Source organism: Pseudomonas sp. FG43 (assembly GCF_057809175.1).
On sequence record NZ_JBMDJL010000010.1, the window covers coordinates 93134 to 115806 of the forward strand.

The 22673-nt window shown below is 57.7% G+C and carries 17 protein-coding genes; 9 read left to right on the forward strand and 8 right to left on the reverse strand.

Annotated elements, in window-relative coordinates:
• Positions 1-49 precede the first annotated feature (49 nt).
• Both glsB and ACODS3_RS13970 read left to right on the forward strand, forming a co-directional pair.
• The gene (gene glsB, locus ACODS3_RS13965; RefSeq protein ID WP_201002134.1) at positions 50-958 is read left to right on the forward strand and encodes a glutaminase B; all 909 of its coding nucleotides are present in this window, start codon (positions 50-52) and stop codon (positions 956-958) included.
• 36 nt (positions 959-994) lie between these two features.
• A complete protein-coding gene (locus ACODS3_RS13970) occupies positions 995-2086 on the forward strand; it encodes a DUF1615 domain-containing protein (protein ID WP_489034810.1) in 1092 nt (363 codons plus the stop codon).
• A 5-nt stretch (positions 2087-2091) separates the two neighbouring features.
• Here ACODS3_RS13970 and ACODS3_RS13975 read toward each other — a convergent pair whose 3' ends face one another.
• On the reverse strand, positions 2092-2523 hold the full coding sequence (locus tag ACODS3_RS13975; protein ID WP_201019591.1) for a DUF1810 domain-containing protein: 432 nt from the start codon (positions 2521-2523) through the stop codon (positions 2092-2094).
• Between the two features lie 89 nt (positions 2524-2612).
• On the opposite strand from ACODS3_RS13975, the gene ACODS3_RS13980 reads away from it, so the two are divergent.
• The 3 genes from ACODS3_RS13980 to ACODS3_RS13990 all read left to right on the forward strand — a co-directional run bounded on the left by ACODS3_RS13980 (position 2613) and on the right by ACODS3_RS13990 (position 8311).
• Positions 2613-4424, forward strand: coding sequence for an ABC transporter ATP-binding protein (locus tag ACODS3_RS13980; protein WP_489034812.1), 1812 nt, complete (start codon positions 2613-2615; stop codon positions 4422-4424).
• Positions 4425-4559: 135 nt separating this feature from the next.
• Positions 4560-5597, forward strand: coding sequence for an NADP(H)-dependent aldo-keto reductase (locus ACODS3_RS13985; RefSeq protein ID WP_201002142.1), 1038 nt, complete (start codon positions 4560-4562; stop codon positions 5595-5597).
• Between the two features lie 326 nt (positions 5598-5923).
• The gene (locus ACODS3_RS13990; RefSeq protein ID WP_201002144.1) at positions 5924-8311 is read left to right on the forward strand and encodes a TonB-dependent receptor plug domain-containing protein; all 2388 of its coding nucleotides are present in this window, start codon (positions 5924-5926) and stop codon (positions 8309-8311) included.
• An 88-nt stretch (positions 8312-8399) separates the two neighbouring features.
• Here the strand turns inward: ACODS3_RS13990 and ACODS3_RS13995 are convergent, their stop codons facing one another.
• Entirely contained in the window at positions 8400-9428 is a 1029-nt protein-coding gene (locus tag ACODS3_RS13995) for an ABC transporter substrate-binding protein (RefSeq protein ID WP_201019593.1), read from the reverse strand.
• 146 nt (positions 9429-9574) lie between these two features.
• Complete coding sequence (locus ACODS3_RS14000) at positions 9575-10591, reverse strand: DNA-binding protein (RefSeq protein WP_489034815.1); 1017 nt, start codon at positions 10589-10591, stop codon at positions 9575-9577.
• A gap of 177 nt (positions 10592-10768) precedes the next feature.
• On the opposite strand from ACODS3_RS14000, the gene ACODS3_RS14005 reads away from it, so the two are divergent.
• From ACODS3_RS14005 to ahpF, 3 genes are all read left to right on the forward strand, one after another.
• Positions 10769-11728, forward strand: coding sequence for a site-specific integrase (locus ACODS3_RS14005; protein WP_489034817.1), 960 nt, complete (start codon positions 10769-10771; stop codon positions 11726-11728).
• A 101-nt stretch (positions 11729-11829) separates the two neighbouring features.
• Complete coding sequence (gene ahpC, locus ACODS3_RS14010) at positions 11830-12393, forward strand: alkyl hydroperoxide reductase subunit C (RefSeq protein WP_025259928.1); 564 nt, start codon at positions 11830-11832, stop codon at positions 12391-12393.
• A 125-nt stretch (positions 12394-12518) separates the two neighbouring features.
• Entirely contained in the window at positions 12519-14081 is a 1563-nt protein-coding gene (gene ahpF / locus ACODS3_RS14015; protein ID WP_201002152.1) for an alkyl hydroperoxide reductase subunit F, read from the forward strand.
• Between the two features lie 132 nt (positions 14082-14213).
• Here the strand turns inward: ahpF and gloA are convergent, their stop codons facing one another.
• Positions 14214-14735, reverse strand: a complete 522-nt coding sequence (gene gloA / locus ACODS3_RS14020; protein WP_304574044.1) for a lactoylglutathione lyase — start codon at positions 14733-14735, stop codon at positions 14214-14216.
• 171 nt (positions 14736-14906) lie between these two features.
• On the opposite strand from gloA, the gene ACODS3_RS14025 reads away from it, so the two are divergent.
• The gene (locus ACODS3_RS14025; protein ID WP_201019597.1) at positions 14907-15452 is read left to right on the forward strand and encodes a DUF4946 domain-containing protein; all 546 of its coding nucleotides are present in this window, start codon (positions 14907-14909) and stop codon (positions 15450-15452) included.
• Between the two features lie 609 nt (positions 15453-16061).
• Here ACODS3_RS14025 and ACODS3_RS14030 read toward each other — a convergent pair.
• From ACODS3_RS14030 to ACODS3_RS14045, 4 genes are all read right to left on the reverse strand, one after another.
• Positions 16062-16427 (reverse strand): histone-like nucleoid-structuring protein, MvaT/MvaU family, encoded by a 366-nt coding sequence (locus ACODS3_RS14030; RefSeq protein ID WP_201002158.1) that lies wholly within the window; start codon positions 16425-16427, stop codon positions 16062-16064.
• 407 nt (positions 16428-16834) lie between these two features.
• A complete protein-coding gene (locus tag ACODS3_RS14035; protein ID WP_201019598.1) occupies positions 16835-17935 on the reverse strand; it encodes a tetratricopeptide repeat protein in 1101 nt (366 codons plus the stop codon).
• A 145-nt stretch (positions 17936-18080) separates the two neighbouring features.
• Positions 18081-19478, reverse strand: a complete 1398-nt coding sequence (locus ACODS3_RS14040) for an efflux transporter outer membrane subunit (protein ID WP_201002162.1) — start codon at positions 19476-19478, stop codon at positions 18081-18083.
• A complete protein-coding gene (locus ACODS3_RS14045) occupies positions 19478-22669 on the reverse strand; it encodes an efflux RND transporter permease subunit (protein WP_489034822.1) in 3192 nt (1063 codons plus the stop codon). Before ACODS3_RS14045 ends, ACODS3_RS14040 begins: the two co-directional genes overlap by 1 nt.
• Positions 22670-22673 lie beyond the last annotated feature (4 nt).

The window sequence follows — 22673 nt, forward strand, 5'->3', positions numbered from 1 at the left end:
GTTTTCAATTGTTGGTGTAGTGTGCGCACCCAAAACACGGGGCGCATGCATGCAAAACCTGCTGAACGAAATTCTTGATGAAGTCAGGCCCTTGCTCGGTCAGGGCAAGGTTGCCAATTACATTCCTGCGTTGGGTGAAGTTCGCCCCGATCAACTGGGTATCGCGGTCTATAGCAACAGCGGCGAAGTGTTCTACGCCGGTGATGCGGCCACGCCGTTTTCGATCCAGAGTATTTCCAAGGTCTTCAGCCTGGTCCAGGCTATCGGGCATTCCGGCGAGGATATCTGGAAGCGTCTGGGGCACGAGCCTTCCGGCCAGCCATTCAACTCGCTGGTCCAGCTGGAGTTCGAGCGGGGCAGGCCGCGCAATCCTTTCATCAACGCAGGAGCGTTGGTGATCTGCGATATCAATCAGGCACGCTTTGCCGCCCCCTCGCTGTCGATGCGGGACTTCGTGCGGCGCCTGTGTGGCAACCCCACCATCATTTCCGATGCCAAGGTCGCAGAGTCCGAATACCAGCATCGTTCCCGCAATGCTGCGGCTGCGTACCTCATGAAATCCTTCGATAACTTTCATGGCGATGTAGAAGACGTGCTGCGCAGCTATTTCCATCATTGTGCGCTGAGCATGAACTGCATCGACCTGGCGCGTGCCTTTGGTTTCCTGGCCAATCAGGGCTTCTGTACCCATAGCGGCGCACAGATCCTGACGGCTCGCCAGGCCACGCAATTGAATTCGATCATGGCTACCAGCGGTCTTTACGATGAGGCCGGCAATTTTGCCTATCGGGTGGGCTTGCCGGGCAAGAGCGGCGTGGGCGGCGGTATCGTTGCCGTTGTGCCTGGGCGCTTTTCTGTCTGTGTCTGGTCCCCGGAATTGAACGCGGCAGGCAATTCGCTGGTCGGTATGGCAGCGCTGGAGAAACTGAGTGCGAGGATTGAGTGGTCTGTGTTCTAGACCTGTATTGAGGTGAGAGGTAAGCAAGTGAATGGGATGAAGACTGGAACGCTCATGATGAGCCTTACGCTGGCGATTGCCGGATGCAGTACCCAACGGGCTCAACAGCCAGAGTTGAGCCCTGATCAGGCGCGGGCCCAGATCGTGCGTCTGATGCCGGCCAAGACCCCGGATCGTCAGGCGTGGGCGAACGATATCTATGCCGCCTTCGTGGCACAGAGGATCGATCTGAGTACCGAGAACCTGTGTTCCGTGCTGGCAGTGACCGAGCAGGAATCCACCTATCAGGTTGATCCGACGGTGCCGGGAATGGCGAAGATCGCCCGTGCCGAGATCGACCGGCGCGCCTCACGGCTGCATATTCCGGCAGCGCTGGTCAATGCGGCCCTGCGTATCCGTTCGCCCAGCGGCAAATCCTATGGCGCGCGACTGGATGCGGCCCGCACCGAAAAAGAGCTGAGCGCCATTTTCGATGACTTCATCGGCATGGTGCCTCTGGGGCAAACCCTGTTCGGTAATTTCAATCCGGTGCGCACCGGCGGGCCGATGCAGGTCAGCATTGCCTTTGCTGAAAAGCAGGCTGCCAATTATCCGTATCCGGTCGATGGCTCCATCCGCCGTGAGGTCTTTACCCGGCGTGGCGGCATGTACTTCGGCATTGCTCATCTGCTCGGCTATCCGGCGAACTACACGCAATCGATCTATCGTTTTGCGGACTTCAATGCGGGCTGGTACGCGAGCCGCAATGCCGCTTTCCAGAATGCAGTCAGCCGGGCCACGGGTATCGAGCTGGCGCTGGATGGCGACCTGATCCGCTACGATTCGACTTCGCCGGGTTCCACGGAGCTGGCTGTCCGTACCCTGGGAGCTCGTCTGGACATGAGCAATTCGGCCATCTGGAACCAGCTCAAGCAGGGCGACACTTTTGAGTTCGAGGAAACCCGGCTTTACACCCGGGTCTTTGAACTGGCGCAGAAGACTCAGGGCAAGCCGCTGCCTCGGGCCGTCTTGCCCGGCATTGTCCTGAAAAGTCCGAAGATCACACGCAAACTGACGACGGCCTGGTTTGCGGAGCGCGTCGATGAGCGACGCGAGCGCTGCATGCAGCGCTCTTCGGCAGGCGTTTGAAGGCTTCAGGGAAAGGCTTGCAGTTTCTCCAGCGTCATGGTGTCCGGTTCTCCATCGAAGAAGGTGTCCAGCACTTCCTTGAACAGCGGGTGCTCCGGCGCTGCGGCTGCGAACAGGGTCATGCTTGAATGCAGCTTGAGGTCATCCGGGGAACCGAAAATCTGTCGCGCCGAACGCTGCACCTGAGGCGCGATAGCCTTTGCGCATTCTTCCAGGCGAGGCCCCAGCAAAGGGTGTTGCAGGTAAGCCTGGGCTTCATCGAGGTTGCTGATGGCATAGCGCTGCGCCATGGCGCTATGTCCCAGGCCCTTGATCTGCGGGAATACAAACCACATCCAGTGACTGCGTTTTCTACCGGCCTCCAGTTCGGCCAGCGCCTGCCGGAAAACCGGTTCCTGAGCCTCGACGAAACGTTGCAGGTCGTAAGCATCGTGCATGATGTGCCTCTTTTTCACGGTGGGCCGGGGCAGTTTTGTGGTATCAGGCCTGCTCTCAATTCATCCCTGTTCCAAGAGTTCTTTTACGCATGTCCTTTGCTCGTCGTTTGACTTCCTTCCTGCAGCAGGCAATCCGCGCCATGCAGCTAGTCTGGACCACTTCCCGGGCCTTGTCCCTCGGTCTGGTGCTGGCGACCCTGATTGCCGGTCTGCTGCCTGCACTGGCCGCCTGGCTGGGCCAGCGCATCGTCGACTCGGTGCTTGCCGCCATCCAGTTGAATACGGCAACCGGTGACGCGCCGCTTTGGCCGGTCCTGCGCTATGTACTGCTCGAAGCGGGCGTGCTGGCGCTATTGGCCGCCGCTCAGCGGGCGCTGTCGGTTCAGCAGGCCTTGCTGCGCGTGCAGCTTGGGCAGAAGGTCAACACCCTGATTCTGGAAAAGGCCCAGACCCTCTCGTTGCTGCAGTTCGAGGATTCAGAGTTCTACGACAAGCTGGTGCGGGTCCGGCGCGAGGCTTCGGTCAGGCCGCTGGCATTGGTGACCAAATCCCTGGGCTTGATGCAGAACCTGATTTCCCTGATGGGCTTTGCCGTATTGCTGGTGCATTTTTCGCCCTGGGCTCTGCTGATTCTGGTGCTGGGTGCGTTACCGGTCTTCTTTGCCGAGGCGCACTTTTCGGGCAATGCCTTCCGCCTGTTTGCCCGTCGCGCCCCGGAAACACGCAAGCAGAATTACATCGAAGCGCTGCTCTCCAATGAGGTGCATATCAAGGAGGTCAAGCTGTTCGGTTTTGCGCCGCTATTGCTCAAGCGCTATCGGGACACTTTCGAGCGCCTGTATGCAGAGGATCGTCAACTGACCGTTCGCCGCGATGGTTGGGGGTTTCTGCTGGGGTTGCTGGGCACCGCTGCCTTTTACCTGACGTATGCCTGGGTGATTGTCGATGCCGTGCATGGGCGAATCAGCCTTGGGCAAATGACCATGTATCTCGTGCTGTTCAAGCAGGGCCAGACTGCCGTGAGCAGCAGCCTGATGGCGATCAGTGGTTTGTATGAGGACGGTCTGTATCTGGCGGATCTCTACGAATACCTTGGGCAGCCGGTTCAGGCGCCTTCCGGCAGCCTGATCGAAGGTGTTGCACCCGGCGATGGTCTGCGTTTCGAGGCGGTGAGTTTCACGTATCCAGGTTCCAGCCAGCCTGCGCTGGAAAGTATTGACCTGCATCTGGCACCCGGTCGCAGTGTTGCTCTGGTGGGCGCCAATGGTTCGGGCAAGACCACGTTGATCAAGCTGCTGACCCGTCTTTATCGGCCGGATCGCGGGCGCATTCTGCTCGATGGCAGTGATTTGCAGCTGTGGGATGAAGACGCCTTGCGTACCCGCATCGGGGTGATCTTTCAGGACTTCATTCGCTACCAGTTTCTGGTGGGCGAAAACCTTGGTGTGGGGGATATCACGGCCTTCGATGACGAGAGTCGCTGGCGCGAAGCGGCCACTCAAGGCATGGCCGCTTCTTTCATTGCGCAACTCGATAAGGGCTATGCCACTCAGTTGGGGCGCTGGTTCAAGGGTGGGCAGGAACTGTCCGGCGGGCAATGGCAGAAGATCGCCTTGTCCCGTGCCTACATGCGGCGCGATGCCGACATCCTGATTCTCGATGAGCCGACCGCTGCGCTGGATGCTGCGGCGGAGGCGGCAGTATTCGACCGCTTTCGCGAGTACGCCAAGGGGCGCATGACGCTGTTGATCTCCCATCGTTTTTCCAGTGTGCGCAATGCTGAGCATATCGTTGTGCTGGAGCAGGGGCGGGTGCTGGAGCGTGGCGATCACGACAGCCTGATGGCTGCGGGTGGCCACTATGCAACGCTGTTCGACTTGCAGGCGCAAGGTTATCGCTAAGCGTTCCGGCATGCAGGTGTTGGCTGGCAGACACCAACAAAACACTTGCAGCCCCTGGCCTGAGGGCGTTTTATAGGGCCTCTTTGCCAGGCGCCGGAGTGCGCTCGTTTTTATCTGAACAAGACGGAGTCATCGATGCAATTTCGTTCATTGGGCAAGACCGATATCTCGGTCAGCGCCATCGCACTGGGCACCATGACCTGGGGTGAGCAAAACACCGAAGCTCAGGCTTTCGAGCAAATCCAGTTGGCCAAGAAGGCTGGCGTCAACTTCATCGATACCGCCGAGATGTACCCGGTGCCGCCACGTGGGGAAACCTACACCAAGACCGAAAGCATCATCGGCGAGTACTTCAAGAAGTATGGTGATCGCAAGGATTGGGTGCTGGCCAGCAAGGTGGCCGGTCCTGGTCGCATGGAGCATATCCGCAATGGCAATCCGCGCCTGGATCGCGCCAATATCACCGCCGCACTGGAGGCCAGCCTCAAGCGCCTGAACACCGATTATCTGGATCTCTATCAACTGCACTGGCCGGATCGCAAGACCAACTTCTTCGGTGTGCTGGGCTATCAGCATGACCCGGACGATTCGGCAGTGGAGATCGAGGAAACCCTGTCGGTGCTGAACGATCTGGTCAAGGCGGGCAAGATTCGCCATTTTGGTCTGTCCAACGAAACCCCGTGGGGCACCCAGCGTTTCCTGCACCTGGCTGAAACCCATGGCTTGCCGCGTGCCGTTTCTATCCAGAACCCGTACAACCTGCTTAACCGCAGCTTCGAGATCGGCCTGGCGGAAATCGCCATTCGTGAGCAGATTGGTCTGCTGGCCTATTCGCCACTGGCGTTCGGTGTGCTTGCAGGCAAGTACCTCGACGGCGCACGTCCGGCCGATGGCCGCCTGACGCTGTTCGAGCGCTTCCAGCGTTACAACAATCCGCAGGCTGTGCGTGCTACCGCGCAGTACGTGGCACTGGCCCGTCAGCACGGCCTGGACCCGGCACAAATGGCCCTGGCTTATGTGACCAGCCGCCCGTTCGTGACCAGCAATATCATTGGCGCGACCACTCTGGAGCAACTGGCTGTCAACCTGGCGAGCATCGATGTCTCGCTGTCCGATGAGGTTGTTGCCGGTATCGAAGCGATTCATGTCGGGCAACCCAACCCGGCTCCGTAAAGTGCTGCCCCCTCCCGATAGTGGGAGGGGGCTTGCCCGCGACTGGGCATGAAAGGCTAAATCCCCCTCCCGAAAACTCCCTGTTTTGGTGCGTAAATCCGCGTTCGCGAATGGGTTTGCTCCTGTCTTGTGCGCTTGCAAACCCATTTGTAGCTTCTTATGCATTAATGGTATTTAAAAACTTACACTTAATGGCATTAAGCTATAAGGCATCGGACCACCGGAGAACCTAATTACGTATCAATGAACGCTACCGTCCGCCGCACGGATCGCTCGTTGTTACCCAGGCAGAGAGGCCTGGGTCAGGGATTTAAAAGGGGAGCGGTATGGGGAGCTTTAAACGACACGTGCTGGGGACGGCCATTTTGTCAGCCAATTTGCTGACTGCCGGAACCTGGAGCGCCGCAGCGTTGGCCGAAGAGGCCAAAGAAGAGAGCAAGACGCTTGATACGGTTATCGTGACCGGTACTCGGGCTCAGGAGCGCACGGCAAGCGCTTCGTTGTCACCTATCGACGTCATTTCCGGCGACAGCCTGCGCAGTTCCGGCTCTGGAGAGCTGGGTGCGGTACTGGCGCGCCTGATTCCTTCGATCAACTTTCCGCGTCCCAGTCTGGTCGACGGTGCTGAGCTGACTCGTCCTGCGCAATTGCGTGGTCTTTCGCCTGATCAGGTGCTGGTGCTGGTCAATGGCAAGCGTCGTCATACTTCGGCCTTCGTCAACCTCGGTGGTGCGGTCGGCCGTGGCTCGGCACCTGCCGACCTGAACGCCATTCCGCTGTCGGCCATCGATCATATCGAAGTGCTGCGTGATGGTGCGTCGGCGCGCTACGGCTCGGACGCCATCGCCGGGGTTATCAACGTCATCCTTAAAGAGGGTGATCACGGTGGTTCGATCTCCACTCAGTACGGTCAGTACAAGAAGGGTGACGGGATCAAGCGCAACATTTCGGGTAACACCGGTTTTGCCCTGGGCAGCAATGGCTTCCTCAACCTTTCCGGCGAAGGCGCAAATAACGATTACACCGACCGTGCCGGTAATGACTTCCGCCCTGCAAGCGTCGGTTCTACCACCTACGGTCAGCATGTATTCCGTCAGGGTGAGCCGGAAACCGAAGAAGGCAAGATCCAGTTCAACGGTGGCTACACCTTCAGCGATGCTGCCGAGTTCTACAGCTTTGGCGGCTACAGCAAGCGTCGCGGTGAAACGGCAGCGTTCTACCGGGCCAGCAATGCCGGTAACAACATTCCTGCGATTTTCCCCAATGGTTACCTGCCGCTGATTCGCGGCACCCTGGAAGACACGACGCTGGTCGCCGGTTTGCGTGGCGAGCTTGCCAATAACTGGCATTACGACCTGTCTGCCAACTACGGCAAGAACTCTTACGAGTTGCGCACCAAGACCATCAACACCTCGTTGGGTCTGGCCACTCCGCGCTCGTTCTACAACGGTACGCTGACCAACGACCAGAAGCAGCTCAGCCTGGATCTGTCCCGTGAGTTCAGTGCTGCGTGGCTGCCGTATCCAGTGTCGGTGGCGTTCGGTGCCGAGTATCTGCATCAGGGTTATCAGATCGAGGCGGGTCAGGCCGAGTCCTACTTCCAGACCGGTAGCTCCGGGCTTGGCGGTTTCCGCGCAGCGGATGCGGGCAGCTATTCGCGGCATAACATTGCCCAGTATCTGGACCTGGAAACCAATATCACTGAAAAGCTCGGGGTTTCGGCTGCTGTGCGTCGCGAGGACTACAGTGACTTCGGCTCCAATACCAGTGGCTCGGTTTCGGCGCGTTACGATTTCACGCCGCGTATCGCCTTGCGCGGTAGCGTTTCGACAGGGTTCCGCGCGCCATCGCTGGCTCAGCAGAACTTCACGTATACCTCGTCGCAGTTGATCGGCAACACCATCCAGGAAGCGGGTACGTTCCCGGCCAACAGCAATGTGGCCCAACTGTTGGGTGCTGAAGATCTCAAGGCCGAGAAGTCCCGCAACTACAGCCTGGGCCTGGTGCTCAAGCCGCTGGACAATCTGACCGTGACTGCGGACGTCTACCGTATCGACATCCGTGACCGTATCTCGCTGTCCTCCAACCTGGTGCTCAACAACGCTGCAACCAACTACCTGCAAGCCAACGGTATCACTGACATCAACTACACCAGTGTCCGTTACTTCACCAATGCCACCGATACCAGCACCGATGGTATCGATCTGGTTGCCAACTACCGCTATCAGTTCGATAACGGTGTGGATTGGAACAGCACCCTGGGCTACAACTACAACCACACCAAAGTTACTGACGTAAAAGCCAACCCGCCGGAACTCGATCAACTGGGCGTCAACCTGGTGCGTGTGGATCGTCGCGAGCGTATCGGCCTGCTGGGTGATACCACGCCGCAGCATAAACTCACGCTGGCCAACGATTTCACGATCGGCAACTGGACGCTGCACTCGAACCTGGTGCGTTATGGCGAGTTCACCAGCTATCAGGCTGCCGAGGTCAACGACCAGACATTCAAGGCTGCCTGGCTGCTGGATCTGGCAGTGGATTACAAACTCAAGAACTGGGTCTTCACAGTGGGTGGCGACAACGTTACCGACGTTTACCCGGAGAAGCTGAACGAGTTTGCTTCCAGTGGCGGCAACCTGGCTTACAGCACCTTTTCACCTTATGGGTATAGCGGCGCGTTTTACTACGCACGTGCCACCTATAACTGGTAATCGCTGTTAAAAAAATCGCCCCCGCTTATGGCGGGGGCGATTTTTTTTGTTTGTAGAACCCGCCATCAGGCGGGGTGAGGCGGTTGGATCAGCTGCCTTGCAGCGGCTTGGCATCCTGGAAGAAATAATCTTTCCATGATTCTGGCTTGTTCTTGATCGCGCCGACGCGGTACAGGAATTCGGCCAGCGGGTAGGTGTTTTTCGGGGTGATGGTGAACTGGAACTCAGGCTTGTCGATGATCTGCAGCAGTTCGGCACGATCGATCTTGGCCTTGGTGACACGGATGTAGGTGTCTGCCGCAGCACCGATGTCCTTGCGGACAAAGTCTTCGGCTTCCGACAGCGCTTCAATGAATGCCTTGTAGGTCTTCGGGTTTTCCTTGCGGAATTTCTCGGTGGCGAACAGTACGGTTGGCGAGTTTGGCCCCAGCAGGTCGTAGGTGTTGAGCACGACATGCACGTTAGGGTTTTTCAGTTCCTGTTCCTGGAAGGGCGGGTTGGAGAAGTGCCCGGTCAGCTCGGTGCCACCGGCGATGAGGCTGGCGGCAGCGTCAGGGTGAGGCAGGCTGATGGTGTACTTGTCCAGTCGGGCGTATTCCTTGTCGCCCCATTGTTTGGCTGCTGCATATTGCAGGTAGCGCGACTGTACGGAAACGCTCACTGCCGGCACGGCGATGCGGTCCTTTTCAGTGAAGTCGGCGATGGTCTTGACCTTGGGGTTGTTGCTGACCAGGTAGTACGGGAAGTTACCCAGCGAGGCGACGGCCTTGACGTTCTGTTTGTCCTTGGTGCGGTCCCAGATGGTCAGCAGCGGGCCGACGCCGGCGCCTGCGATATCGATGGAGCCTGACAGCAAGGCATCGTTCACGGCCGAGCCGCCGGAAAGCTGGGTCCAGTCGACCTTGATCTCCAGGCCATCCTCTTTGCCGTGTTTCTCGATCAGGTTCTGGTCGCGAACAACGTTGAGCAGCAGATAGACGATGCCGAACTGTTCGGCGATCCGTATTTCACCTTCGGCCTGCGCAGTGGCAGGCATTATCAGCGCGCCGGACATCAGTGCAGCACCCAGGCCGATGGCGGTTGCCAGGCGAGACAGGCGTTTCGTGGGTTTTTGCATACAAGGCTCCAGCTTTCGAGGGATAAATTCAGGTGTGGAGTGAGCTTATATGCATAAAAAATGTTATTTAAATAACATTTAAGAATATTTATATGATGAATCGATAGTGGCTATTTATCATTGTTGTGCATATTGGGCGGTGCTCTTTATTTATCCGGCTTTGCCTTTGCGGTCGGGCCTGAGGTTTTTTTCGGTTTTGGCTTTTCATCAGGCTCGCGCAGATTTTCCAGTGCGACTTCCTTCTTTATCAGCAGCAATTCCAGCATGCGATTCTGCTGTCGTGTGTCGATCAGACTCTGCTTGAGTTCGGTGTTCTCGTCCTGAGTGGTGCGCAGTCGTTCTTCGAGCAGGGCGCATTGGGTCTGTGAGTGCTGGTACTGCTCGCTGGTGCTGGCGGCTTGTTGAGTGGTTTTGCTCAGCAAGTCCTTCTGGCTTCCCAGCTTCCGTGCCGCGTTGCGGCTCTCTGTCAGCAGTCGCTCATTGTCCCGGTTCAGGCGGGTGATTTCTTCCTGGCGCATCATCAGGCTTTGTTGGGCCTGGCGCAGTTCCATCTGGACTTGTTGTAGCTGACCTTCGTGGCGTTGTTGCTCCTGAGTGCGTTGTTCCGTGATCGAGTTTCGATAGTGCTCCAGCGCTTCGCGGGCGTGCCGATGCTTTTCTTCCAGCGAACGAATCTGCCCGTCCTTGTCTTGCAGGCGCGCTTCCAGATCCTGATTGGCCTGAAGCAGTCGGGCATTCTCCATCTGCTCGCCTTGCCGTGCCTGTTGCTGGTGGAGCAGGGCGGTGCTCTGTTGCTCGAAAGCTTCGGTCTGCCGTGCCAGTTGCTCTTGCAGCTCATTGATACGCTGCTGCGCTGTTGCAAGGTCCTGTTGCATGGCCTTGCGATTGGCGTCGTGCTCTGCCGAAGAAAAGTCGATGCGCTCCTGGGCCTGTTCCTGCAAGCGTTGGGCAAGCCGGGCAACCAGTTCCGTCAGCTCATCGTTGATGGCAGGAGCGGGCGTGTCGGTTTCATCCAGCTCCTTGAGGTAACGATGGATGGTGGTTTTCGAGCCGGTATTGCCCATTTCGACCCGTACGGCATCGATACTCGGGTTTTCCCCGCGAGAGAGCAGGGCAAGCCGTGCCTTGTTCACCAGCGCCTTGTTTACACCGCCGCGAGCCATGCTGTCTCCTACGATTTCGTACTATGGTATGTACCCTGTAATTACATACTATATTAAATCGTAAATCAGCGTGAAATCTGCAATTAATTAACCTGTGATATTGGCGTATTATCCCGTGTCATGCGCTTGTCTGGCCTGTCAGGGCGACGTGCGCAGTACACAAAGGGGTGACAAGGCATGAATGACGTCGATCGCTACATCGAGGCTGCGACGCGGGATAACACTCGGCGCAGCTACCGGGCGGCCATCGAGCATTTCGAGGTGACCTGGGGAGGTTTTCTGCCTGCCACCAGCGAAAGCGTGGCCCGCTATCTGGCGACCTATGCCGCGACCCTGTCGGTCAATACCTTGAAGCTGCGCATGTCGGCACTGGCGCAGTGGCACAACAGTCAGGGTTTTGCCGACCCGACCAAGTCGGCGATGGTGCGCAAGGTGCTCAAGGGCATACGGGCCTTGCACCCCGCTCAGGAGAAGCAGGCCGAGCCTTTGCAGTTGCAGGATCTGGAGCGGGTGGTTGCCTGGCTGGAAGTGGAGGCGAGCGAGGCGCTGGCGCGGCATGATCAGGTGCAGTTGCTGCGCTGTCGCCGTGATGCGGCGCTGATCTTGCTGGGCTTCTGGCGCGGGTTTCGCAGTGACGAGCTATGCCGGCTGCAAGTCGAGGATATCAAGGCAATCCCGGAGTCGGGGATCAGCCTCTACTTGCCGCGCAGCAAGGGTGACAGGGACAATATCGGCAAGACCTACCAGACTCCTGCCTTGCAGCGTCTGTGCCCGGTGAAGGCGTACATCGAATGGGTCAATTGTGCGGCCCTGGTGCGTGGGCCGGTATTCAGATCGATTGACCGGTGGGGCAATCTGGGAGAGGAGGGGCTGCATGCCAACAGCCTCATTCCCCTGTTGCGTCAGGCCTTCGAGCGCGCCGGTGTCGCGGCCGATCAATACACCAGCCATTCGTTGCGGCGAGGCTTTGCAACCTGGGCGCATCGTAGCGGATGGGATCTCAAGTCGCTCATGGCTTACGTGGGCTGGCGGGACATGAAGTCTGCGATGCGTTACATTGAGCCGGTTACGTTCAGCGCTCCCTCCGAGGAGGTGAGCGGCTTGAAGGTTTCTTCTATTAATAAGCTGCGCCGATAGGCAAAACTAATGAGTGATATCAGGTTTGCCAATGAGCCTTTGTCATCAATCGTGCGTAAGCTTCACTCCATCGAATTCACAACCCATCAGGAGATTCACCGATGCCTATTATCAACAGCCAAGTAAAACCGTTCAAAGCAACCGCATTCAAGAACGGTGCTTTCGTCGACGTATCGGAAGCTGACTTCAAAGGTAAATGGTCTGTCGTATTCTTCTACCCAGCCGACTTCACCTTTGTTTGCCCTACCGAATTGGAAGACCTGGCTGACAACTACGCTGAGTTCCAGAAACTGGGCGTCGAGATCTACAGCGTTTCTACCGACACTCATTTTGCCCACGCTGCATGGCACAACACTTCGCCAGCAATCGGCAAAATCCAGTACACCATGATCGGCGACCCTACTCTGCAGATCTCCCGCAACTTCGACGTGCTGATCGAAGAAGCCGGTCTGGCTGATCGCGGTACTTTCGTGGTTAACCCTGAAGGCCAGATCAAAATCGTTGAACTGAACGATGGCGGCGTTGGCCGTGACGCTTCCGAGCTGCTGCGCAAGATCAAGGCTGCTCAATACGTCGCTGCTCACCCAGGCGAAGTCTGCCCGGCCAAGTGGAAAGAAGGCGAGGCTACCCTGGCTCCGTCCCTGGACCTGGTTGGCAAGATCTAAGTCGTATGAAACGGCTAGGGGCTTTGAGCTCTTGAGCAAGTAAACCGCATCGCCCCAAAAAACGCCCGGGCGGTCATCGCCTGGGCGTTGTTTTTTCTACCTTCGTAAAAATAGGAAGTCGCCACATGTTGGACGCCAATCTTAAAGCCCAGTTGAAATCCTACCTGGAGCGGGTTACTCGCCCCATCGAGATCGTTGCGTCCCTTGATGACGGCGCCAAATCCCAGGAAATGCTGGCTCTGCTGAACGATGTGCTCAGTGTTTCCAAAGACATCACCCTGCAAGACAACGGCACCGATGCGCGCAAGCCGTCGTTCTCGCTGAACAGCCCGGGTCAGGATATCAGCCTGCGTTTCGCCGGCATCCCGATGGGGCACGAATTCACCTCGCTGGTCCTGGCGTTGCTGCAAACTGGCGGCTACCCACCCAAGGTCAGCGCGGAAACCATCGAACAGGTTCGCGCTCTGCAAGGCGAGTTCCGTTTCGAGACCTATTTTTCGCAGTCTTGCCAGAACTGCCCGGACGTCGTTCAGGCCCTGAACCTGATGGCAGTCCTCAATCCGAACATCAAGCACGTCGCTATCGACGGTGCGTTGTTCCAGGATGAAGTGACCGAACGCAAGATCATGTCGGTTCCGAGTATCTACCTCAATGGCGAACTGTTCGGTCAGGGCCGCATGGGTCTTGAAGAAATCCTCGCCAAGATCGACACCGGCGCCAGCGCCCGTCAGGCTGAAAAACTCAACGCCAAGGACGCCTTCGACGTTCTGGTAGTAGGCGGTGGTCCAGCCGGTTCGGCCGCAGCGGTCTACGCAGCCCGTAAAGGCATTCGTACCGGCGTTGCGGCAGAGCGTTTCGGCGGTCAGGTGCTGGACACCATGGCAATCGAGAACTTCATCTCGGTACAGCACACCGAAGGGCCGAAACTGGCCGTTGCGCTTGAAGAGCACGTCAAGCAATACAACGTCGACATCATGAACCTGCAGCGCGCCGACAAGCTGATTCCCGGCAAGGCCGGTGAGTTGCATGAAGTGAAGTTCGCCAGCGGTGCAAGCCTCAAGGCCAAGACCGTGATTCTGGCAACCGGCGCTCGCTGGAGGGAGATGAATGTTCCGGGCGAGCAGCAATACCGCAACAAGGGCGTTGCCTACTGCCCGCACTGCGATGGCCCACTGTTCAAAGGCAAGCGTGTTGCAGTGATCGGTGGTGGTAACTCGGGCGTTGAAGCGGCCATTGACCTGGCGGGTATCGTGTCTCACGTCACCCTGCTGGAGTTCGATGTGCAATTGCGTGCCGATGCCGTTCTGCAACGCAAGCTGCACAGCCTGCCGAACGTTACAGTGATTACCAGCGCCCAGACCACTGAAGTGACTGGCGATGAGCAGAAGGTCAACGGCCTGCGCTACAAGAATCGCGTGAATGGCGAGGAAGTGACTGTAGAGCTGGAAGGTATCTTCGTACAGATCGGCTTGCTGCCTAACAGTGAATGGCTCAAGGGCACCATCGAGCTGTCGCCACGTGGCGAGATCGTGGTCGATGCGCGGGGCGAAACTTCAGTGCCGGGTATTTTCGGTGCCGGTGACGTGACGGTTGCTCCTTACAAGCAGATCATCATCGCCCTGGGCGAGGGTGCCAAGGCCTCTCTGAGTGCTTTCGATCACCTGATCCGTACCTCTGCTCCGGCCTGATTGGCGGTCAGATACAAGAAAGCCCCATGAGTGATCATGGGGCTTTTTCATGTACACGGTCCATTCGCGAATAAATTGGCTCCTACGGTGTACTGGCTGCAGGAGCGAATTCATTTGTGAGCAGGTGACGGATTACAACGGTGTCGGCTGAATGATTTCCACCCAGTAACCATCCGGGTCCTTGATGAAGGCCAGGTTGTTCATGCGGCCATCGGCCAGGCGTTTCTGGAAATCCACGCCGAGCTTTTCAAAGCGTTCGCAGGCCTCGTGTACATCCGGTACGGACACGCAGATATGCCCGAAGCCACGCGGGTCGCTGTTGCCGTTGTGGTAGGAGAACGCAGGATCGTTTTCGGTGCCGTGGTTGTGGGTCAGTTCCAGGATACCGGGGATCGATTTCATCCATTCGTGGCGAGCCTTGTCGTCGGCAGGGATCTGGGCCTTGTCTACCAGGGCCAGGAAGTACAGGCTGAACTCTGCTTCCGGGAAGTCGCGTTTTTCTACCAGGCTGAAACCCAGTACACGAGTATAGAAATCCAGCGAAGCGGTGACGTCCTTGACGCGCAGCATGGTGTGGTTGAACACGAAACGCTGGGTTGCCGCTTCGGGTTCAGCGGTTACGCCAGGGAAGGTGTTGAGTTCTTGCAGGCTCATGGGGGTCTCCAACAGAGTGTTCAAAAAGTCTTGCCAAATGATACGGGGCGGGGCGCTCGGTGCCAAACCCTGTGCTGATCAGGCTTGCACTGCTCAAAAGTGCTCAGCCCCTTGCTCGTGACGGGCGACAGGCTCAGAATTTCCAGTTTCCTGTACTGAGTAGCTTCAATCATGACTTTCACGCCATGCAGATCCTTGTTCATAAGCCTGTGCCTGTTGGGAGCCGCAGAGGTGCATGCCGCTGATGCAATGATCATCTGGCCAGCAGGCTGGGAAGTGGAGTCGCTTCCGGCAGCGGACTCCTCAACTCAACCCTCTGTGCAGGTCAGACAACGCGCAGTGAAAAACGATCAGGCCGGTAATCCGAGCATGGTAATGGAGCTGACCCAGTCTCGGCTGGTGCCGGGCCATGAGGTCAATGTGCAGGCCGTGCTGCTGGAGATGCGCAAGTCGATTCAGGTCAATTTTGCCCGTAGCGGCATGCAGAGTGTGTGTACCCATGTACGCGAAGGGCAGCTCAGTGTGATTCCTTCGCTGGAAACCACCTGCACCGTCACTCAGAACGGTGTGCATGTGCTGACCCAGACGCTGGTGGCGGCGGCAAACAAGGAGATGGCGTGGTCGTTGTCCTACGCCGGGTCGGTCGATGGCTATGCGGCCAGCAAGGACGAGGTTCTGCGTATTCGGGACAGTCTGAAGCTCGATTCGGCCCGCTAAGCCGTGGCGCTTTTCTGCGGGCAAAAAGAAGCCCGCCGAAGCGGGCATGGGGCGCTATTCCTTTAGCGGCCTTCATCTTGTAAGAAGTCGTGTGAAAAAAATGTGAAGTCCTGACTTGAAGTTATTGCATTCAAGGTGCGCAGGTGCTGGCCAGTTGAGCAAGCCTCACGGCATGCAGGCGGGTACTTATGGCAGCTCGTCAAAAAGTTAACGTATTCGTACCGTGCAACACTGAAAAATATTGACGTTGAATCTTCGGCGATGTTGTCTTGCCTTACAGGGTATTGCGAGGAAGTGACGCATTTCACACATCAAGGATGAGGGGCGTTTGCTGTCGGGATGCTGAAGGCGGATCGATTTTTTCAAGTTGTAACAGCGGGGCAATATGTTTGGATAAAGAGAGGATTATTGGCGTCATTATTTTAACGTGAGGATGATATGTCGCTCTGTATTATATGCGGTACACGCTAAATAGGGGTCATGTATATGAATTCCACGTGCTTATACACATGCGTATCTATGAAACCATGCTTTTTTCGAGAGGCGGCGGCGGGGAGTGGCCAATAAAAAGCCCTGCGGATGCAGGGCTTGCTTTACGAGAAAGCGCAATCAGGCACGAAGCCAGGAATCGACAGTCTCGACGCCGTATTGCTCTTTCCAGGACTTGAGACCGCGGTGGTTGCCGCCTTTGGTTTCAATCAGCTCGCCCGTGTGCGGGTTCTGATAGACCTTTACAACTCGGGCGCGACGGCGTTTCGGGCCGGCGGCTGGCGCAACCAGGGAGGTGGAGCTGACAGGGTCAAGGATGGCGATGATGTCGCGCAGGCTTTTGCCATAGCTGCCCATCAGGTCCTGGAGCTTCTGCTCGAATTCAATCTCCTTTTTCAGCCCGGCGTCATTCTTCAGGGATTCCAGCTGTGCAAGCTGTTCTTGAAGGGCTTTCTCTGCTGCTCGAAACTCGGCAAGTCTGGACAAATAAAATACTCCAACAATGTAGTGGCTGTTGATAGCCCGATAAAGCGATATGACAAAAACGTTAGGCCGGCTCGCTCATTGATTCCTACCCAGTCCCGGCGCTTTTCAATCATGAAACTAAGCGTTCCGGTCACGCAATCGGGAGTAATGGGTAGTTATAATCAGTTGCCCCTAAATAATGCACGTTTTTTACGAGTTAGAAAATAGTCTTCTTGAAAATGATTAAATGAAATTGCTTTCATCAGTTGGCGGCTTCTATCACTCGTTGTGTTATCGAGCGAAGCGCGTTGTAAGTTATTTCCGATATTAGGTGTCGGTTGAATAATGTCTGAAATCTATGGGATCAGGTTAAAAACAGACGCGAAATGCTTATTTTCGGCCGGTCAGCCAGCTGGCTGGACCGGTTCCTAAAGTCCTTGTTGCAGGGCGGGGTCATCCGGATTCTGTTGTTCGAGCTCTGCCAGCAGGACCTGCACATTCTGCAATTGACCATTTTCCTTCCAGTACTGGATCAGGAGCACCCGTGCCCGTCGGTTGGCAGGCTGGTTCTGGAGTATTTGCACCAATTGCTTCTGTGCAGCTTCCAGTTGATCCAGATCATGCAGGGCTACCGCCAGGTCGTAGCGGTAATCGTTGTTGCCTGGTTCAAGTTCCGCTGCCTTTGCCAGGCTGAGCAGGGCGTACTCGCTCTGCCCGTGGTTCAGTAGCCACATGCCCAGGGCATGTTGCAGCAGGGAGGATTCGGGGTTGCGCTCCAGCAAGCGGGCAAAAAGACTGCGCGCCTGATCCGCCTGACCTTTCTTGTCCAGCAGTTCGATATGCGCCAATGCGGCTTCGACGTTTTCGGGGTCCAGGGCAATGGCGTTCTTCAGGGCTGAAAGTGCAGGCTCCAGATCACCGGTCTGCAGGTAGAGCTTTGCCAGTTGCAGCTGGTTCTGTGCGGTTTGCGGCTGGGTTTTCAATGCTTCCTGATAGGCCTCGGCGCCTTGTTGCAGCACGGCAAAGTACAACCCCAGATCATCCGGGGACAGCCCCAGTAATGCACGGGTGGCGCTGAACCTCACGGATTGTTCGGCGTCTTCCAGCAGTGGGCCGAGCACGAGGCTGCGCTGTCCGTCGGGTATCAGTTTCACACTGGCTTCAATCGCTGCCTCGCGTACTTGTGGCGATGGGTTCTTGAGGCTGGCATTGAGCAGCTTGAGTGCCTGGGGGCTCGGGTAATTGTTCAGTTCGGCCAGGAGGGCCATCCGATGCGCAGGCGAAAGGTCCGTTCGCGCCAGTTGCTGATAAAGCATGCGCGCTGCGCCGGGTTTGCCGTCATGGGCTTGTTGCATCGCTTGCGCGTAGGTGTGATTCAGCTTGGCTGCGGGTTGGGCAGGGCTGCTGCGCCACGACCACACAGTCACTACCAGTGTAATGAGCACTATGGATACAGCCGCAATGCCGATCAGTTTGCGACGTCGAGTAGTGGGGCGAGGCGATGAGCCCTGTAAAGGCAATCTGGGCATATCGAGTTCCAATTCTTGACGGCTTGCAGCTTCGGGCAGTGACTGGCTGCTGTCAAACTTCAATCTTGAATAGCCTGTAAATACGGGACGGAAAAAAGCCCCGCGCTCATGGAGTGCGAGGCTTATCGGTCATGCAATCAATGCATCAGGCCTGTGGTTGCCATCCACCGCCCAAAGCCTTGTAGATAGCCACGATACCGCGATAGGTCTCGATTTCTGCCTGGGCCTGTGAGTCTTCGGCTGCCAGTCGTTCCCGCTCGGCATCCAGCAGGACCAGGAAGTCCGCCGTGCCTTCGCGATACTGGATGGACGCCAGTCTCGCCGCGGCACGACTCGATTCACTCTGGCGAATCAGAGCCAGCAGGCGTTGCTGACGTTTGTCGTAGTCGCTGAAGGCGTTTTCCGACTCTTCGAGCGCCAGCAGTACTTGCTGTTCGTAGTTGGCCAGCGCGCCTTCGGCATCGGCATCGGCGCTGCGGATCTGGGCGCGGACGCTGCCCAGATCGAAAGCGGCCCAGGTGATGTTCGGACCCAGGGCCCAGGCTCTGGCGGCCGACGAGCCAATCTGTGAGCCGCGCCCGGCAGTAAAGCCCAGGAAGCCGCTCAGGCTGACCCGTGGAAACAGGTCGGCAGTCGCCACACCGATACGCGCGGTGGAGGCTGCCAGTTGACGTTCGGCTGCACGGATATCAGGACGCTGACGCAATACCTGAGTCGGATCGCCAATCGGCAAGGCCTTGGCGATGGCCGGCAGTTTTGCCGGGCTCAAGTCCACGCTGAGGCTTTCGGGCCGTTCGCCCAGCAACGTCGCGATACGGTTACGCTGACGCACCTGCTCGGCCTGCAACTGTGGCACGCTGGCTTCGACGGCGGCGAGGCGGGCGTCGGCGCGCACCACGTCCAGTTCGTTGCCGACTCCGGCATCACGCAATTGTGTGGTAACGCCTCGGGAGTCCTGCTGGTTTTTCAGGTTGTCCCGGGCAATGGCTTCGCGTAACTGGGCGCCGCGCAATTGACCATAGGCATCGACCACTTCGGCAATCAGCGTCACCTGAAGCTGATACAGATTGGCTTCGGCGGCTTCCTGATCCGCTTCGCTGGCTTCCAGTTGCCGTTGAATGCGACCGAACAGGTCCAGCTCCCAGGCCATGTCCAGGCCCAGGTCATAGCGTTCGCTGTTGACGCGGCGCTCAGTTGTACCCGGTTGCTGGCCTTTACCCAGGTCGCTGCTGGCCCGGCTGGTGATCACGGGCATGGCATCGTTGCTGACGTCATCGCGAATCGCCCGTGCCGATTTCAGGCGGGCAAAGGCCACTCGCAGATCACGGTTGCCATCCAGTGAACGGCTGACCAGTGTGTTCAGGGTCGGGTCGTCGAACTGCTGCCACCACAGGGTATCCACCTTGCTGCGGTCATGGTTGCCCTGGGCTGCCGAGGCGAGTTTTGCCGGTGCAGTGTCAGGCGCTTTGTAATCCGGGCCGACGGCACAGGCCGCCAGCGCCAGAACCAGCAGGCTCGGAACGAAGAGTTTCAGAGCGCTCATCAATGCATCTCCGCAGACAAGGTGTTCAGTTTCTGGGCCTTGGCTGCCTTGCGGGCGTCCTGGCGTTCGACATAGTTACGGATCAGCACATAGAACACCGGCGTCAGCAGCAGACCGAAGAAGGTCACGCCGAGCATCCCGGAGAACACCGCCACGCCCATGGCATGACGCATCTCGGCACCGGCACCGCTGGAGATCACCAGTGGCACAACACCCATGATGAAAGCGAACGAGGTCATCAGGATCGGACGCAGACGCAGACGGCAGGCTTCCAGTACCGCATCCAGCGGGCTCAGGCCTTCTTCCTGTTTATCCTTGGCAAACTCGACGATCAGAATCGCGTTCTTGCATGCCAGGCCCACCAGTACGATGAGTCCGATCTGGGTAAAGATGTTGTTGTCGCTACCGGCAATGATCACCCCGGCGATGGCTGACAGCAGAGTCATCGGCACGATCAGGATCACAGCCAGTGGCAGGCTCCAGCTTTCGTACTGGGCTGCCAGTACCAGGAACGCCAGTAGTACGCAGAGCGGGAAGACAAACAGCGCGGTATTACCCGAAAGAATTTGCTGGTAAGTCAGGTCTGTCCACTCGTAGACCATGCCGTTGGGCAGTTCTTCCTTGAGCAGTTTCTCGATGGCGGCCTCTGCCTGACCGGAGCTGTAGCCCGGTGCGGCGGCACCGTTGATCTCGGCGGTGATGAAGCCGTTGTAGTGCATCACCCGGTCGGGACCTGCGGTATCGCTGATCTTGACGAAGGTTGCCAGCGGGATCATTTCACCCAGGTTGTTACGCACCTTGAGCTGAGCGATCTGGTCGGCGTCCTGACGGAACTGCTGTTCAGCCTGAACGTTGACCTGATAGGTACGGCCGAAGCGGTTGAAGTCGTTGGCGTACAACGAGCCCAGATAAACCTGCAAGGTATCGAAGATGTCGCTGATTGCAACGCCGTGGGTCTTGGCTTTTTCGCGGTCGATGGCGGCATCGACCTGAGGCACGTTCACGGTATAGCTGGTGAACAGGCCTGCCAGCTCCGGCACGCTACGGCTCTTGGCGATGACGTTCTGGGTTTCCTTGTACAGCTCGTCATAACCCAGGTTGCCACGGTCTTCGATCTGCAGACGGAAACCACCAATGGTGCCCAGCCCCTGTACCGGCGGTGGCGGGAAGATCGCCATGTAAGCTTCCTGAATGGACGCGAACTTGCCGTTCAGCGCGCCAGCGATGGCATTGGCCGATTGACTCGGGTCCTTGCGCTGGTCAAAGTCCTTGAGTGCAACGAATACCACACCGTTGTTGGGGCTGTTGGTGAAGCCGTTGATCGACAGGCCCGGGAAGGCGATGGCGTTTTCCACACCTGGCTGCTGAAGCGCCAGCTCGGACATCCGCTTGATGACGTCCTCGGTACGGTCCAGGCTGGCAGCGTCCGGAAGTTGAGCGAAGGCCACCAGATACTGTTTGTCCTGGCTCGGTACGAAACCGGTCGGCGTGCTGGAAAAGCCCATCCAGGTCAGAACCATCAACCCTGCGTAAACCAGCAGTGCGATGCCGCTGCTGCGGATGACGCGGGCTACCGTGCCGACATAGCCATGGCTGGCTTTCTCGAAGAAACGGTTGAACGGACGGAACAGCCAGCCACCGAGCAGTTTGTCGAGGAACAGCGAGAACTTGTCTTTGGGCGCGCCATGAGCCTTGAGCAGGACGGCTGCCAGAGCCGGCGACAGGGTCAGGGAGTTGAACGCCGAGATCACGGTCGAGATGGCAATGGTCAGAGCGAACTGTTTATAGAACTGACCTGTCAGCCCGGAAATGAACGCAGCCGGTACGAATACCGCACACAGCACCAGCGCCGTGGCGATGATCGGCCCTGTCACTTCACCCATGGCCTTGTGGGTTGCCTCCATCGGAGACAGTCCCAGTTCGATATTACGCTCGACGTTTTCCACGACGACGATGGCGTCGTCCACCACGATACCGATGGCCAGTACCAACCCGAACAACGACAGGGCGTTCAGGGAGAAGCCGAACATGTGCATGACCGCGAACGTACCGATCAGCGACACCGGCACAGCGACCAGCGGGATGATCGAGGCGCGCCAGGTCTGCAGGAACAGGATCACCACCAGTACAACCAGGATCAGCGCTTCAAACAGGGTATGGATTACCGCTTCGATGGAGCCGCGCACGAAAATGGTCGGGTCATAGACGATGCTGTAGTCCATGCCTTCCGGGAAGCCCTTTTTCAGCTCGGCCATCTTGCTGCGCACGTCATTCGAGATATCGATGGCGTTGGAGCCGGGGCGCTGGAAGATCGGAAGGGCAACAGCCGGTTTATTGTTGAGCAGCGAGCGCAGAGCGTATTGATTCGAGCCCAGTTCCACGCGGGCAATATCTTTCAGGCGAGTGATTTCACCATCGGCACCTGCACGAATGACAACGTTCTCGAACTCTTCCTCACTGACCAGACGGCCCTGAGTGTTGATCGACATCTGAAAGCTGGTTGCGCTCGGGGAGGGTGGCGCGCCCAGTTGGCCGGCAGCAACCTGACGGTTTTGCTCACGAATGGCGTTGACCACATCGGTGGCGGTCAGATTGCGTGAAGCAGTCTTGTTCGGGTCCAGCCAGACACGCAGCGAGTAGTCGCCCATGCCGAACAGTTGCACGTCACCGACACCGCCCAGTCGTGCCAGCTCATCCTTGATGTTGAGCACGGCATAGTTGGACAGATACAGCATGTCGTAGCGGTTGTCCGGTGAGGTCAAGTGCACGACCATGGTCAGGTCGGGAGACGCCTTGTCCACCGTGATACCGATACGGGTCACTTCTTCGGGCAGTTTGGGTTCGGTTCGGGTAACGCGGTTCTGCACCTGCACCTGCGCGTTGTCCAGGTCAGTGCCCAGTGCGAAGGTGATGGTCAGGGTCAGCTTGCCGTCGGCCGTGGACTGCGAGGACATGTACAGCATGTTCTCGACGCCAGTGATGGCCTGTTCCAGTGGCGAAGCAACGGTTTCACCGATGACCTTGGGGTTGGCACCGGGGAAGCTGGCACGTACCACGACTGTGGGCGGGACCACTTCCGGGTATTCACTGATCGGTAACTGGAACAGCGAGATAGCGCCTGCGATCAGGATCAACAGTGACAACACTGCTGCGAAGATCGGCCGCGTGATAAAGAATTTGGAGAAGTTCATCGGA